Genomic DNA, 13,731 nt, shown 5'->3' on the forward strand with positions numbered 1-13,731 from the left:
TCCGGACCGCCGCCGGGGGCCCGCTCAGCCCCCGGCACCCGCGGGCGCCGGGTCGGGCTCGGGCCGGTCGCGCTCGATCTCGCTCTCCCGGACCAGCCACAGGGCCAGCACGGCCCCCGCGAAGCTGAGCACCGCACCCATCCACAGCACCGTGTTCAGGCCGGACAGGAACCCCGCCCGGGCGGCGTCCACCACCGCCCCGCGGACCGGCTCCGGGAACGCTGCCACCGCCTCGTCCAGCGCGCCCGAGGAGGCCGCCTCGACCAGCTGCCGGGGCCGCCCGCCCTCGGCGGCCGGGGTCCCGGCGGCCAGCTCTCGGACCCGCTCGGTGCCCCGGCCGACGAACACCGCGCCCCAGACCGCGATGCCCACGGCGATGCCGACCTGCCGGAAGGTGTCGTTGATGCCGGCGGCCATCCCGCTGCGCTCCTTGGGGACCACGCTCACCGCCACGTCCGCGATCACCGGGTTGATCAGACCGACCCCCGCGCCCGCCACCACGAAGCCGCTCAGCAGGGTCGACCAGGTGTCGCCGGCCTGGATGCCGCCCATCAGCAGCAGCCCCGCGCCGACCGCCGCGAGCCCGATCCCGAGCAGCAGCCGGGCCTGCACCCGGGACAGCAGCGCCCCGGCGACCGGCGCGACCAGGAAGCTGAGCGCCGTGATCGGCAGGTACCGCACGCCGGCCGCGAACGGCGACAGGCCGAGGTAGTTCTGCAGGTACAGGGTCAGATACAGGAACAGCGCGAACAGTGAGCCGGAGACCGCGAACGCGGCCAGCTGCACCCCGGTGAACGCCCCGCGCCGGAACAGCGTCAGCGGCAGCATCGGTTCCGCCACCCGCAGCTCGATCACCACGAACGCGGCCATCAGCAGCGCCGCGCCGATGAACAGCGAGACGATCAGGGCGCTGCCCCAGCCCTCCGCGTTGCCCCGTACCAGCGCCAGGACCAGCAGGAACAGCGAGAGCGAGAAGGTCACCACGCCCGCCCAGTCGATCCGGGTGGCGTTGGGGTCGCGGCTCTCGCGCAGCTTCAGGAAGGTGACCAGCAGCGCCGCCGCCCCGATCGGCAGGTTGAGGTAGAAGATCGACTCCCAGCCCAGCCAGTCGGTCAGCGCGCCGCCGACCAGCGGGCCGACCGCCACCGCGACCCCGATGGTGGCCCCGTACAGGCCCATCGCCGTGCCGCGCTCCCGTCCGGCCGGGAACTCCTGGGCGACCAGGGCCAGCGACACCGCGAACATCACCGCGCCGCCGACGCCCTGCAGCGCGCGGGAGAGGTTGAGGAAGGTCGGGTTGGGGGCCAGGGCGCACAGCAGCGAGGCCACCGAGAAGATCACCAGTCCGGCCGCGAAGGTCCGCCGCCGCCCGAGCCGGTCGGCCAGCGAGCCGGCCGTCAGCACCAGCGCGGCCAGGGTCAGCGCGTACGCGTCGAACACCCACTGCAGGTCGGTGAAGCTGGCCCCCAGGTCGCGGCGGATCGACGGCAGCGCCACGTTCACGACGGTGATGTCCAGCAGGAGCATGAAGGTCGCCACCGAGACGGCGATCAGGGTCCACCACTTGCGTTCCACGGAAAGCCCCGCTCCTTGTCCCCGGCCGTTGCCCCGACCGCCCGGGTCGCCTCGCCCCGGCGTCCGGTGGCCGCCGCTGTGGAATCCGACGGTACGCACCGGCGCGCGCGCCGGGCGCGGGACACGAGCGGGCCCCGGGGTGATTCCGCCGCCCGCCCGGCCGCGGAACCGCCGGTCGCCGGGACTGCGGGGCGACCGGAGCCAGGACGGGCCAGTATGGGAGGAAGGCCGGGCGGGCGACCCGACGGCCCGGATCGAGGTGGTTGCGTGGACACGTCAGGGCCGGCGTCCCCGCGGCCCGGACGCGATGGCGCCGAGCCGGCGACCGAGGACGGCCTCGACACCCTGGCCCGGATCCTGCGCCGGGCGGCCACCGGCCCGCTGGACGCCCAGCTCGGCGGGCTCTACCTGCGGTCGGCCGACGGCGACTTGCTGGAACTCGCCCTCACCCTCGGGGCCGCCCGGCAGTTCACCCGCCCCTGGCACCGGGTCGGCCTGTCCGCCCCCATCCCGGTCGCCGACGCCGTCCGCGGCGACCACCTGGTCTGGATCGGCGGCCCCGACGCGATGGCCCGCCGGTACCCGCGGGTCGCCGTCGCCATGCCGTACGCCTTCAGCCTCGCCGCCGCCCCGCTGACCGACGGCACGGCCGGCTACGGCGCACTGTTCCTGCTCTGGCCGGCCTCCCACCCCGCGGAGCTCTCGCCGCAGGAGAGCCGCGACCTCACCGACCTCACCGCCCTCCTCACCGCCGAACTCGCCCGCGCCGACCGGGCCGGCCACCCGCTGCGGCCACGCCGCAGCCCCCTCGCGGTCACCACCGCCGACGGCCCGGCCGACCCGCTCGCCCTCGCGCTCGCCCGGCTCCCCGACGGCCTGTGCGGCCTGGACCTGAACGGCCGGATCGCCCTCGTCACCCCCAACGCCGCCGCCCTGCTCGGCGAGAGCGCCGACCGGCTGACCGGCGAACGCCCCTGGTCCGCGCTGCCCTGGCTGCGCGACCCGGTCTACGAGTATCACTACCGGGCGGCCGTGATCGGCGGTACGTCCACCTCCTTCGTCGCCCTGCGGCCCCCCGACCACTGGCTGACCTTCCAGCTCCACCCCGACGCCACCGGCCTCACCGTCCGGATCACCCCCGCCGCGGACGGACAGCACCCCACCGGCCCCCGGCCGGACGCCCAGCCCGCCGTCCACCCCCGACCCGGCGCGCTCTACCACATCCTCCACCTGGCCGGCGCGCTCACCGAGGCGGTCAGCGTCCAGGACGTGGTCAGCATGGTCTCCGACCAGATCGTCCCCGCCTTCGGCGCCCAGGCCGTCGCCGTCCTGATGGCCGAGGCCGGCCGGCTGCGGATCGTCGGCCACCGCGGCTACCCGCCCGGCCTGGTCGACCAGTTCGACGGCACCGCACTGGACGAGTCCACCCCCGGCGTCCAGGCCGCCACCAACCCGGTGCCCGCCTTCTTCGAGAACCGCACCGAACTCGAACGGCTCTACCCCGGCCGCCACGAGACCCAGGACGGCATGGCCGCCTGGGCGTACCTCCCGCTGGTCACCTCCGGCCGGCTGATCGGCACCTGCGTGCTGGCCTTCGCCGAACCCCACCACTTCGGCGTCGAGGAACGCGCCGTCCTCACCTCCCTCGGCGGCCTGATCGCCCAGGCCCTCGACCGCGCCCGCCTGTACGACACCAAACTCGGCCTCGCCCACGGCCTCCAGGACAGCCTGCTGCCCCGCGCCCTGCCCACCGTCCCCGGCCTGGAGAGCGCCGCCCGCTACCTGCCCGGCACCGAGGGCATGGACGTCGGCGGCGACTTCTACGACCTGGTCCCCATCGACCGGGACACCGCCGTCGTGGTCATCGGCGACGTCCAGGGCCACAACGTCAACGCCGCCGCCCTGATGGGCCAGATCCGCACCGCCGTCCGCGCCTTCGCCACCGCCGACGCCGACCCCAGCACCGTGCTCGCCCGCACCAACCGCCTGCTCACGGACCTGGACACCACCCTGCTCGCCAGCTGCGCCTGCCTGCGGGTCGACCTGGCCCGGCGGGAGGCCTGGCTCGCCGACGCCGGCCACCCCGCACCGCTGCTGCGGCGCCCCGACGGGCAGGCCGAGGTGCTGGAACCGCAGAGCGGCCTGGTGCTCAACGTCGACCCCGCCGCCGAGTACCCGCTGACCCGGATCGGCCTGCCGATCGGCACCACCCTCGCCTTCTACACCGACGGCCTGATCGAGACCCCCGGCGCCGACCTCGACCTGGCCCTCGCCGCGCTGTCCGACGAACTCGCCCGGCACGGCGACGAGCCGCTCGCCAGCCTCGCCGACACCCTGATCGGCCAGGCCCGGCGGGCCGAGCACCGGACCGACGACATCGCCCTGCTGCTGATCCGATCCGTCCCCCGCTGAACCCAGAGCCGGACAGGAGGTTGCGCCATGGCACCGCCGCCGCTGCTCGCCGTGCGCGGGATCTCCAAGCGCTTCGGCGCCGTCCAGGCGCTGAGCGAGGTCGACCTGGAGGTCGCCGCCGGCGAGGTGGTGGCCCTGGTCGGGGACAACGGCGCCGGCAAGTCCACCCTGGTCAAGGCCGTCTCCGGGGTCCTCGAACCGGACAGCGGGGTGATCGAGTGGGAGGGCCGGCCGGTCGGCCTGCGCCGCCCGGCCGACGCCCAGGACCTGGGCATCGCCGCCGTCCACCAGGACCTGTCCCTGTGCGACAACCTCGACACCGTCGCCAACCTCTTCCTCGGCCGCGAACTGCGCCGCTTCGGGATCCTCGACGAGGTCGGGATGGAGAAGCGCGCCCGCCGCCTGCTGGCCGCCCTGTCCATCCGGATCCCCAGCCTGCGGGTCCCGGTCGGCTCGCTCTCCGGCGGCCAGCGCCAGAGCGTGGCCATCGCCCGGGCCCTGATCGGCGGACCCCGGATGGTCATCCTGGACGAGCCGACCGCCGCCCTCGGCGTCGCCCAGACCGCCCTGGTGCTGGAACTGATCGAGCGCCTGCGCGAACGACGCCTGGGCGTCCTGCTGGTCAGCCACGACCTGGACACCGTCCGCGCGGTCGCCGACCGGGTGGCGGTGCTGCGCCTGGGGTGCAACGGCGGCGTCTTCGACACCAAGTACGCCACCCAGGAGCAGATCGTCTCCGCCGTCACCGGCGACCACACCATGGCCGTCACCCTGCAGCAGAGCCTGCTGCCCCGGGGCCTGCCCGACCAGGGCGCCCTCGACGTCGCGTACCGCTACCTGCCCGCCCAGGACGGCGTCGGCGGAGACTGGTTCGACGTCATCCCGCTGGCCGGCACCCGGGTCGCCCTGGTGGTCGGCGACATCGTCGGCCACGGAATGCACGCCGCCGCCTCGATGGGCCGGCTGCGCACCGCGGTGCACAACTTCTCCATGCTCGACCTGCCCCCCGACGACCTGCTCGCCCACCTCGACGACCTGGTCGCCCGGATCGACAAGGACGAGTCCGCGGCCGGCGGCGCCGCGCTCACCGGGGCGACCTGCCTGTACGCCGTCTACGACCCGGTCTCGCGCGGCTGCGAACTCGCCAGGGCAGGCCACCTGCCGCCCGCCCTGGTCCGGCCCGGCGGCGCGGTCGAGTTCCTCGACCTGCCGGCCGGCCCGCCGCTCGGCCTCGGCGGCCTGCCGTTCGAGACCGTCCGCCTGGAACTGCCCGAAGGCAGCCACCTGGTCCTCTACACCGACGGCCTGCTGGAGAACCGCCGCCGCGACATCGACCTCGGGCTCGAGCAGCTCAGGGCCGCGCTGGCGGGCGACGGCGGCCGCACCCCGGAACAGGCCTGCGACGCCGTCCTCGACGCCCTGCTGCCCACCCAGCCGACCGACGACGTCGCCCTGCTGGTCGCCCGCACCAAGGCCCTGCCCGCCGACCGGATCGCCTGCTGGGAGGTCCCGTTCGGCCCGGCCGCGGTGGCCGGCACCCGGGCCGACGCCGGCCGCCGGCTGGCCGACTGGGGGCTGGAGGAGCTGTCGTTCACCACCGAGCTGATCCTCAGCGAACTGGTCACCAACGCCGTCCGCTACGCCTCCGGGCCGATCACCGTCCGGCTGCTGTTCGACCGCACCCTGATCTGCGAGGTCTCGGACACCAGCAGCACCGCCCCGCACCTGCGCTACGCCGCGGACTCGGACGAGGGCGGCCGCGGCCTGTTCCTGGTCGCCCAGTTCGCCGAGCGCTGGGGGACCAGGTACACCGCCGAGGGGAAGATCATCTGGGCGGAGCAGCCGCTGCCCCGCGGCTGAGCGGCGCTCCGCGGTGCCGGCCGCACGCGCCGCGGACCCGCCGACGGACCGGGAAGGGTCCGTCGGCGGGTCCGCGGGGTGCGCCCGCCGTCCGCGAGGTGCGTGCGCCCGGCGCGGGTCACATCTCCCGGAGCTGGGTGAGCCGGATGTTGTTGCCGGACGGGTCGCGGAACCCGCAGTCACGGCCGTACGGCTGGTCGGTCGGCTTCTCGTTGAACTCGACGCCGCGCGCCGAGAGCTCCGCGTAGGCGGCGTCGCAGTCGTCGGTGGTCAGGAAGACGGTGCCGGCCGCGCCCTTGGCGGTCAGCTCGCGCACCTGACCCTGGGTCTCGGCGTCGAGCACCGGCGGACCGGGGATCGCCATCAGCACGATGGCCACGTCCTCCTGCCCGGCCGGACCGACCGTGAGCCAGCGGAAGTCCCCCATCTCGGGGAGGGTGACGTCGGACCTGACCTCCATCCCGACGTTCTTCGTGTAGAAGGCGAGCGCCTCCTCCTGGTCGTGCACCCAGAGCTGAGCGGTGGCGATCCTGATCATCGAGTCCTCCGGTGGGGCGGGCCGTCGGCATGGTGTTCCGTAGCGGCGATACCGTCACGCTATTCCGGGGCCCTCGGCGGCGTCTTCTCGAAACGTGCGGTGTTGCGGGCGGCCGTAGGCGCGCTGCACACAGCCCGGGATGATGGCGTGCGCGGCCGCGGGCGGGAACGCCGCCCGGTAGGCCGCGGGCGTGCGCGCGTACATCCGCGTGAAGCTGGTGGTGAACGAACCCAGGCTGTTCAGCCCGACGTCGAAGCAGACGGTGGCGATCGGGCGGTCCGTGGTGCGCAGCAGGGTGGCGGCCCGCTCCAGCCGCCTGGTCAGCAGGTACACGTGCGGGGACTCGCCGAACGCCCGCCGGAACTCGCGGCTGAAGTGCGCCCGCGACAGGCCGGCCGCCGCGGCGAGCTCGGCGACGGTGAGCGGCTCGGCGTACCGCGCGTCGGCGAGGTCCTTGGCCCGGAGCAGATGGCGGGCAGGGGGGTGTGCGGCCACGTGGTCCAGCGTAGTGAAGGGGTGTGACAGCGGAGCCGCCGCCGAAAGGGCGCCCGGACGGGCGCGCACAACGCAAGATGCCGGCCAGGATCTCTCCTGACCGGCACCGGCTCGCTCGCGACTGCGAGCGGTCTGTGTCCGAGGGGGGACTTGAACCCCCACGCCCGATAAAGGGCACTAGCACCTCAAGCTAGCGCGTCTGCCATTCCGCCACCCGGACCGGGTGTGTTGCCGCGGGTTTCACTTGTGTTCTTCCCGTGGCGACAGAGAGAACACTACCAGGCCCGCGGACCGCTTCTCACCTGCGTATCTGCCGCCCGGCGGGGTGCCTGGAGGTGTGCTGGGACGAATACTGACGAACACGGACAGGACGGACCGACGGGCGACCCGGAGGTGGTGGCGGAGCGCGGGCTGGCGCGCCTGCATGCTGCTGGACGGCTGGACCTCGCGGCCGGCCTGGTCCTGGTGGTGCGGCCGGACGCCGAGCCCGAGGGCTGACGCAGTTCACCGCCCTGCTGTTCCTGCGCGCCGGGGCCTTCCGGGTGGTCGGCGGGATCACCGTACGGGGGCGCTCGCGTGTCGCTGCTCTTCGGCGGCCTCGGGCTGATCGGCGTGGGGATCGGCTCGCGCCGGGTGATCGGGATGGCCGCGGACGCCCGCAAGGCCGCCGGGCCACCGTCGCAGCCGCCGCCGGGTTGATCGATCTCGCTGGCACGGCCCCGTGATCGGTGCCATGAATGGACCGCATTCGGCTGCTTCCGTTCAGAATCCGTCGTAAGAGTTCAGCCGATGCCTAGTTCCAGTCCCCGCTCCAGCCGCTGACAGCTGGTCTCCTAGCCTCTGTGAACCTAGGGAGCCTTGAGCGGAACGCCCGATTCCCGAGAGGCCGCCGGTGGCATGAGCTGCGGTCGGCGGCAGAGCCTCCCGTCACCGTGCGAAGGGCGGCTTGACCGTGGAACAGACCAGCGAGGCGACCGGGCCGACGACGAGACCGTCCGACGGCCCCGAACCACTTCCCCCTCTCCCCACCTCATCCTCATCGGCCCCGACCGCAGCACCAACCGGAATCGGCATCGACACCGGCAGGGGGACCGGCACCGGCGCCGCCGCCGGGTCCCGCGCCGGGCGGACCGAGCAGGTGCCGCGGCCCGGGGTGTGGCGCTTCCCGGCGGAGTCCAGCGAGGCCTCGGTGCCCCGCACCCGCCATGCCGTGCGCGACCGGCTGCTGGCCGAGGGGATGGCGGGGGAGCGCTACCAGGAACTGATCGACGACCTGCTGCTGATCGTCTCCGAGCTGGTGGGCAACGCCGTCACCCATGCCGCGGCGCTCTCCCCCCGGGTCGTCACCGAGCTGCGGATCGGGGAGGGCCGGGTGCGGGTCGCCGTCGAGGACGGGCATCCGTACCGGCCCAAGGCGCAGGAGAGCGATCTGGGACGGCTGGGCGGACGCGGGCTGCTGCTGGTCAAGAGCATCACGCTGCAGGCCGGCGGGGTGTGCGACGTGGAGCGGACCGAGGAGGGCGGCAAGGTGATCTGGGCGGCCCTGCCGCTGCCCGGCCCGGCGGTACCGCCGCAGGGCCGAGCCGGTGTCCGGCCGGGGTTCCCCGACGTGGCGATGCTCGATGCGATCACCGAGGCGGTCAAGGACGACGAGGACGCGCCCGCGGAGGGGGAGACCGCCGGGCGGCACGCCTGGCCCGAGTGACGCTCCGGCCCGCCCCGCGCGGGACCGGGCGGGACCGGGCCCGGGTGGGGCACCCCGGGCCGGGGTGCCCCGCGGGGGCGGGTGCCCCTACCAGTCCCGTCCGGCGATCTCCTGGATACCCGGCAGCGCGGCGTCGAAGACGGTCTCGAACCACACCGAGAACGGCTTCTGCGCCCGCAGGTCCTTCAGCTCCTGGGCGGTGACGAAGCGGGTGGAGTCGACCTCGTCCGGGTCGGGCGCCAGCTCGGCGGTGACCAGGCCGACGAACAGGTGGTTCCACTCCCGCTCGATCAGGCCGGAGGCCTCGTCGGGCAGGTCGTAGCGCACCGTCCCGGCCTCGCAGAGCAGCGCCGGGGCCGCGCCGAGCTCCTCCGCGGTGCGCCGGGCGGCGGCCACGAAGGGCTGCTCGCCGGGGTAGGGGTGGCCGCAGCAGGTGTTGGACCACACGCCCGGCGAGTGGTACTTGCCGAGCGCCCGGCGCTGGAGCAGCAGCCGGCCCTGCTGGTCGAACAGGAAGACGGAGAACGCCCGGTGGAGGCGGCCCGGCTGCTGGTGGGCCCAGAGCTTCTCGGCGGTGCCGACGGTGACGCCGTCGTCGTCCACGAGTTCCAGCAGGATCTCCGGCCCGGCGGCGCCCAGACCGGGGTCGGTGCCCGGTTCTCTGCCGGTGAGGCCCGCGGGGGCGTCAGCGAGATCCGGCCGGCTGGTCGATGGGCTCGTGGGCATGAGGCCCCTTTCGCGCGGGGACCGGAGCCGCCACCCGGGCGTGCGGGCCCGGGTCCGTCCACCCCGGTCCGGTGGTCGGCTGCGCCGCCGGGCGTCCCCGGGGTCGCCCGGGGTGCACCAGGGGGCGTCGGGGCCCCAGTCTGCCGTATGGCCCAGCGTCGGTGCTGGTCCGACGCACATCTGGGCGCTTACCGGGCCGTACCGGTATGGATGAATGGTGAAACTGTTCGACCAGTGGTCAATTTTGTCGACCGTTCGTTCACCTTCTGGCAAGTCCGCTCGATTCCGTCGCGCGGATGCGTACGGATGCGCGCGGATGATTCACGAGTCCCGCCCGGACCGGTGCGGGGCCGCCGGACCGCCGCCGGAAGCGTCCCCGGGTCGCTTGTCGCGGCGCCCGGTCGTCCGGGATGATGATCCACACGGACCGGGCCCCTCACCTGGGGTTTCGCTCGGCCGGTGCGGCTTCGCGCCGTCCACCGCGGCCGCGTTCGGGCTGGTCGCCGTGGTCGCCTACCATCACTACGACACGGTGTACCGCCCCGAGGGCGGGGCCGGGCGCCGTCCCGGGGGCCGGTGCGGGACGACGGCGGGCAGGACGGCCGGGCCCGCCGCTCCCCGTCGCGGCGACCGGGTGCGTGGTCGCCGGGTGCGCGGCGGCCGGTGCGCCGACCGCAGCGCCGCGGGCATCCACGTGCGGGTGCCCCGCGGCGTCACAGCAGCACACGACGAAACAGGAGACACCGCATGATCGGCCTCGTCCTGGCAGCCGGCGCGGGCCGCCGGCTCCGCCCGTACACCGACACCCTGCCCAAGGCCCTGGTGCCGGTCGACGGGGAGCGGACCGTCCTGGACCTCACCCTCGGCAACTTCGCCGAGGTCGGCCTGCGCGAGGCCGCGATCGTCGTGGGCTACCGCAAGGAGGCGGTGTACGACCGTAAGGACGCCCTGGAGCAGAAGTACGGCGTCAAGCTGACCCTGGTCGAGAACGACAAGGCCGAGGAGTGGAACAACGCCTACTCCCTGTGGTGCGCCCGGGACCTGTTCGGCGAGGGGCTGCTGCTCGCCAACGGCGACACCGTGCACCCCGCCTCGGTGCAGCGCACCATGCTGGACGGCAACGACCGCCGGATCAAGGAGGGCACCGCCCCCGGCATCCTGCTCGCCCTGGACACCGTGAAGAAGCTCGCCGACGAGGAGATGAAGGTCGTCGTCGACCCGGCGGCCGGCATGCGGCGGATCACCAAGCTGATGGACCCGGCCGAGGCCACCGGTGAGTACATCGGCGTCACGGTGATCAACCCCGCCGCCGCCGCCGACCTGAGCGACGCGCTGCGCGCCACCTTCGAGCGCGACCCGCAGCTGTACTACGAGGACGGTTACCAGGAGATGGTCGACCGCGGCCTGCGGATCGACGTCCAGCCGATCGGCGAGGTCTCCTGGGTCGAGGTCGACAACCACGACGACCTGGCGAAGGCGCGGGAGATCGCGTGCCGGTACTGACCCGACTGGTGCCCTCGCCGGTCTTCGTCGAGATCCGCCCGGACGCCCTGGACGCGCTCGGCGGGATCCTCGCCGACCAGCGGCTGTCGGCCTCCGGCCGGATAGCGGTGGCGGTCAGCAACGGCTCCGGTGCGGTCCTGCGGGAGCGGCTGGAGCCGCTGCTGCCGGGCGCCGACTGGTACCACGTGCCGGACGGCACCCTGGACAGCGCGGTACGGCTGGCCGACCAGATGCGCGCCGGGCACTACGACGCGATCGTGGGCCTCGGCGGCGGCAAGATCATCGACGTGGCCAAGTACGCCGCGGCCCGGGTCGGCCTGCCGGTCGTCGCGGTCGCCACCAACCTGGCCCACGACGGCATCTGCTCCCCGGTCTCGACCCTCGACAACGACGCCGGGCGCGGCTCGTACGGGGTGCCCAGCCCGATCGGCATCGTGGTCGACCTGGACGTGGTCCGCCGGGCCCCGGCGCGGTTCGTGGCCTCCGGGATCGGCGACGTCATCTCCAACATCTCCGCCTGCGCGGACTGGGAGCTGTCGCACACCGTGACCGGCGAGCCGGTGGACGGACTGGCGGTCGCGATGGCCCGCGCGGCCGGTGAGAACCTGCTGCGCCACCCCGGCAGCCTGGCCGACCAGGACCTGCTGACGGCGCTCGCGGAAGCCCTGGTACTGTCCGGCATCGCGATGAACATCGCTGGCAGTACCCGGCCGTCCTCGGGGGCCTGCCACGAGATCTCGCACGCCCTGGACGTGCTGTATCCCAAGCGGTCCGCCCAGCACGGCGAGCAGGTGGGCCTCGGTGCGGCCTTCGCCTGCTTCCTGCGGGGCGAGCGCGAGCTGACCGGCCTGGTCGTGGACCGCCTGCGGTTCCACGGCCTTCCGGTGACCGCGGACGAGATCGGCTTCACCGAGGCGGAGTTCACCGAAGCGGTGCACTACGCTCCGAACACCCGTCCGGGTCGTTTCACCATCCTCGAGCACCTCGACCTCTCCCCATCAGACATCAGGGACGCGTACGCCGACTATGTCCAAGCCGTCAACAGCTGACCGCCCCGCCGGGACCCCGGCCGAGCGCCCGCCGGTCGACCTCACCCGCCGCCCCTCGATCGAGGAGCTGCGGGCCGTCATCCACCCGGAGGGCATGCTCCAGCGCCGGAGCGCCGAGCACTGGGCCGGCCGCCTCTACATGCGCAAGATCTCGCTGCGGATCACCCGGGTCCTGTCCACCATGACGGTGATCACGCCCAACGGCCTGACCTACCTGATGATGCTGACCGGCATCGCGGCCGGCGCCGCGCTGCTGGTGCCGGGGATCACCGGAGCAGTGCTCGGCGCGCTGCTGATCCAGATCTACCTGCTGCTCGACTGCGTCGACGGCGAGGTGGCCCGCTGGCGCCGGCAGACCTCGCTGACCGGCGTCTACCTGGACCGGGTCGGCCACTACATGTCCGAGGCCGCGCTGCTCACCGGCCTCGGCCTGCGCGCCGCCGACCTGTTCCACCAGGAGGGCTCCGCCTCGCAGTGGCAGTGGGCCTTCCTCGGCACGCTGGCCGCGCTCGGTGCGATCCTGATCAAGTCGGAGACCGACCTGGTCGACGTGGCCCGTGCCCGCAGCGGTCTGACCGCCGTGCAGGACGAGGCCTCGGTGCCGCGCTCCACCGCCGTGGCCAAGGCCCGCCGGGCGGCCTCGCTGCTGAAGTTCCACCGCCTGGTCGGCGCGGTCGAGGCCTCGCTGTTCATCCTGGCGGCCGGGATCGCCGACGCCGTGCACGGGGGGCTGTTCTTCACCCGCCTCGCGGTGGTCGTGCTGGCCGCCATCGCCATGCTCCAGACCGTGCTGCACCTGCTCAGCATCGTCCTGTCCAGCAGGCTGCGATGAGCACCGGGTCCGGCGAGGGCACCGAGGGCTTCCGGCTGGGCGCCGTCATCATCACGATGGGCGACCGCCCGGCCGAGCTGACCGCACTGATCGACTCGGTGCGCGCCCAGCACGGCCCGGCCGTCGAACTGGCGGTGGTCGGCAACGGCGCCCCGCTGCCGCCGCTGCCGGAGGGTGTGCGCACCGCCGAGCTGCCCGAGAACCTGGGCATCCCCGGCGGCCGAAACGTCGGCATCGAGCTGTTCGGCGAGGACGGCCGGGACGTCGACGCGGTGCTCTTCCTGGACGACGACGGCTCGCTGCCCGGGCAGGACTCGGCCGAGCTGCTCCGGCAGGCCTTCGCCGCCGACCCGGAGCTGGGCATCGTCTCGTTCCGGATCGCCGACCCGGACACCGGCGTCACCCAGCGCCGGCACGTCCCGCGGCTGCGCGTCGGCGACCCGCTGGTCTCCTCGCCGGTGACCACCTTCCTGGGCGGCGCCAGCGCGGTGCGCAGCGAGGTGTTCCGGACGGCCGGGCAGCTGCCCGGGGACTTCTTCTACGCCCACGAGGAGACCGACCTGGCCTGGCGCGCGCTGGACGCCGGCTGGTCGATCGACTACCGGGCGGACATCGTGCTGCACCACCCGACGACCTCCCCGGGCCGGCACGCCACGTACCTGCACAACGTGGCCCGGAACCGGGTGTGGCTGGCCCGACGGAACCTCCCGGTGCCGTTGGTCCCTCTCTACCTGGGAACCTGGTTCCTGCTCACGCTGGCCCGCCGCCCCTCGGGTGCCGCGGTCAAGGCGTGGCTGGGCGGTTTCCTGGCCGGCTGGCGGGAGCCCTGCGGTCCTCGCCGTCCGATGCGATGGCGTACTGTATGGCGACTGACCAGGTTGGGCAGACCGCCAATCATCTGATCGCATGTTGTGATCGCTGTGGTCGGCAGCAGCCCCTCTGCCGACCGGCTTGTCCCCCCGTGATCCCCCCGGATCCGGCCCCGGCCCGCCTGCTCAGCCGATACAGGTGCGGACCGGACCATCGATCCCGCTAA

Annotated in this window: 11 protein-coding genes, 1 tRNA gene and 3 pseudogenes; 10 read left to right on the forward strand and 5 right to left on the reverse strand. The window is 73.8% G+C overall.

Going from position 1 to position 13,731, the window contains the following annotated elements; genetic code table 11:
* Positions 1-24: 24 nt before the first annotated feature.
* Positions 25-1,575, reverse strand: coding sequence for an MFS transporter (locus AB0D08_RS05925; RefSeq protein ID WP_359886366.1), 1,551 nt, complete (start codon positions 1,573-1,575; stop codon positions 25-27).
* Positions 1,576-1,842: 267 nt separating this feature from the next.
* Here AB0D08_RS05925 and AB0D08_RS05930 point away from each other — a divergent pair, with 267 nt between their 5' ends.
* The 3 genes and pseudogenes from AB0D08_RS05930 to AB0D08_RS05940 all read left to right on the forward strand — a co-directional run.
* Positions 1,843-3,987 carry a SpoIIE family protein phosphatase gene (locus AB0D08_RS05930; RefSeq protein WP_233289317.1) on the forward strand — a complete coding sequence of 715 codons (2,145 nt, stop codon included), beginning with the start codon at positions 1,843-1,845 and terminating at the stop codon, positions 3,985-3,987.
* 27 nt (positions 3,988-4,014) lie between these two features.
* Positions 4,015-4,518: pseudogene (locus AB0D08_RS05935) on the forward strand (ATP-binding cassette domain-containing protein); the annotation flags it as partial.
* 213 nt (positions 4,519-4,731) lie between these two features.
* Positions 4,732-5,847: pseudogene (locus tag AB0D08_RS05940) on the forward strand (ATP-binding SpoIIE family protein phosphatase); the annotation flags it as partial.
* Between the two features lie 118 nt (positions 5,848-5,965).
* Here AB0D08_RS05940 and AB0D08_RS05945 read toward each other — a convergent pair.
* From AB0D08_RS05945 to AB0D08_RS05955, 3 genes are all read right to left on the reverse strand, one after another.
* Positions 5,966-6,385, reverse strand: coding sequence for a VOC family protein (locus tag AB0D08_RS05945; protein WP_033824321.1), 420 nt, complete (start codon positions 6,383-6,385; stop codon positions 5,966-5,968).
* A 54-nt stretch (positions 6,386-6,439) separates the two neighbouring features.
* On the reverse strand, positions 6,440-6,880 hold the full coding sequence (locus tag AB0D08_RS05950) for an AraC family transcriptional regulator (protein WP_033824322.1): 441 nt from the start codon (positions 6,878-6,880) through the stop codon (positions 6,440-6,442).
* Positions 6,881-7,015: 135 nt separating this feature from the next.
* Positions 7,016-7,100 (reverse strand) — tRNA-Leu (locus tag AB0D08_RS05955).
* 356 nt (positions 7,101-7,456) lie between these two features.
* Here AB0D08_RS05955 and AB0D08_RS05960 point away from each other — a divergent pair.
* Both AB0D08_RS05960 and AB0D08_RS05965 read left to right on the forward strand, forming a co-directional pair.
* Complete coding sequence (locus tag AB0D08_RS05960) at positions 7,457-7,579, forward strand: hypothetical protein (protein ID WP_255369538.1); 123 nt, start codon at positions 7,457-7,459, stop codon at positions 7,577-7,579.
* 454 nt (positions 7,580-8,033) lie between these two features.
* Entirely contained in the window at positions 8,034-8,585 is a 552-nt protein-coding gene (locus AB0D08_RS05965; protein WP_063794499.1) for an ATP-binding protein, read from the forward strand.
* Between the two features lie 87 nt (positions 8,586-8,672).
* Here the strand turns inward: AB0D08_RS05965 and idi are convergent, their stop codons facing one another.
* Complete coding sequence (gene idi, locus AB0D08_RS05970; RefSeq protein ID WP_033824324.1) at positions 8,673-9,311, reverse strand: isopentenyl-diphosphate Delta-isomerase; 639 nt, start codon at positions 9,309-9,311, stop codon at positions 8,673-8,675.
* A 484-nt stretch (positions 9,312-9,795) separates the two neighbouring features.
* Here idi and AB0D08_RS05975 point away from each other — a divergent pair.
* From AB0D08_RS05975 to AB0D08_RS05995, 5 genes and pseudogenes are all read left to right on the forward strand, one after another.
* Positions 9,796-9,870 (forward strand): annotated as a pseudogene (locus AB0D08_RS05975) (DUF5941 domain-containing protein); the annotation flags it as partial.
* Positions 9,871-10,058: 188 nt separating this feature from the next.
* Positions 10,059-10,814 (forward strand): phosphocholine cytidylyltransferase family protein, encoded by a 756-nt coding sequence (locus AB0D08_RS05980; protein WP_033824325.1) that lies wholly within the window; start codon positions 10,059-10,061, stop codon positions 10,812-10,814.
* Positions 10,802-11,863: an iron-containing alcohol dehydrogenase family protein gene (locus AB0D08_RS05985; RefSeq protein WP_033824326.1), complete on the forward strand. Its 1,062-nt coding sequence runs from the start codon at positions 10,802-10,804 to the stop codon at positions 11,861-11,863. Before AB0D08_RS05980 ends, AB0D08_RS05985 begins: the two co-directional genes overlap by 13 nt.
* Positions 11,864-11,957: 94 nt before the next feature.
* On the forward strand, positions 11,958-12,695 hold the full coding sequence (locus AB0D08_RS05990) for a CDP-alcohol phosphatidyltransferase family protein (RefSeq protein ID WP_199520484.1): 738 nt from the start codon (positions 11,958-11,960) through the stop codon (positions 12,693-12,695).
* Positions 12,692-13,597 carry a glycosyltransferase gene (locus AB0D08_RS05995; RefSeq protein ID WP_051813976.1) on the forward strand — a complete coding sequence of 302 codons (906 nt, stop codon included), beginning with the start codon at positions 12,692-12,694 and terminating at the stop codon, positions 13,595-13,597. Before AB0D08_RS05990 ends, AB0D08_RS05995 begins: the two co-directional genes overlap by 4 nt.
* Positions 13,598-13,731: the final 134 nt, after the last annotated feature.

This window comes from Kitasatospora sp. NPDC048540 (assembly GCF_040651175.1).
Lineage (GTDB): Bacteria > Actinomycetota > Actinomycetes > Streptomycetales > Streptomycetaceae > Kitasatospora.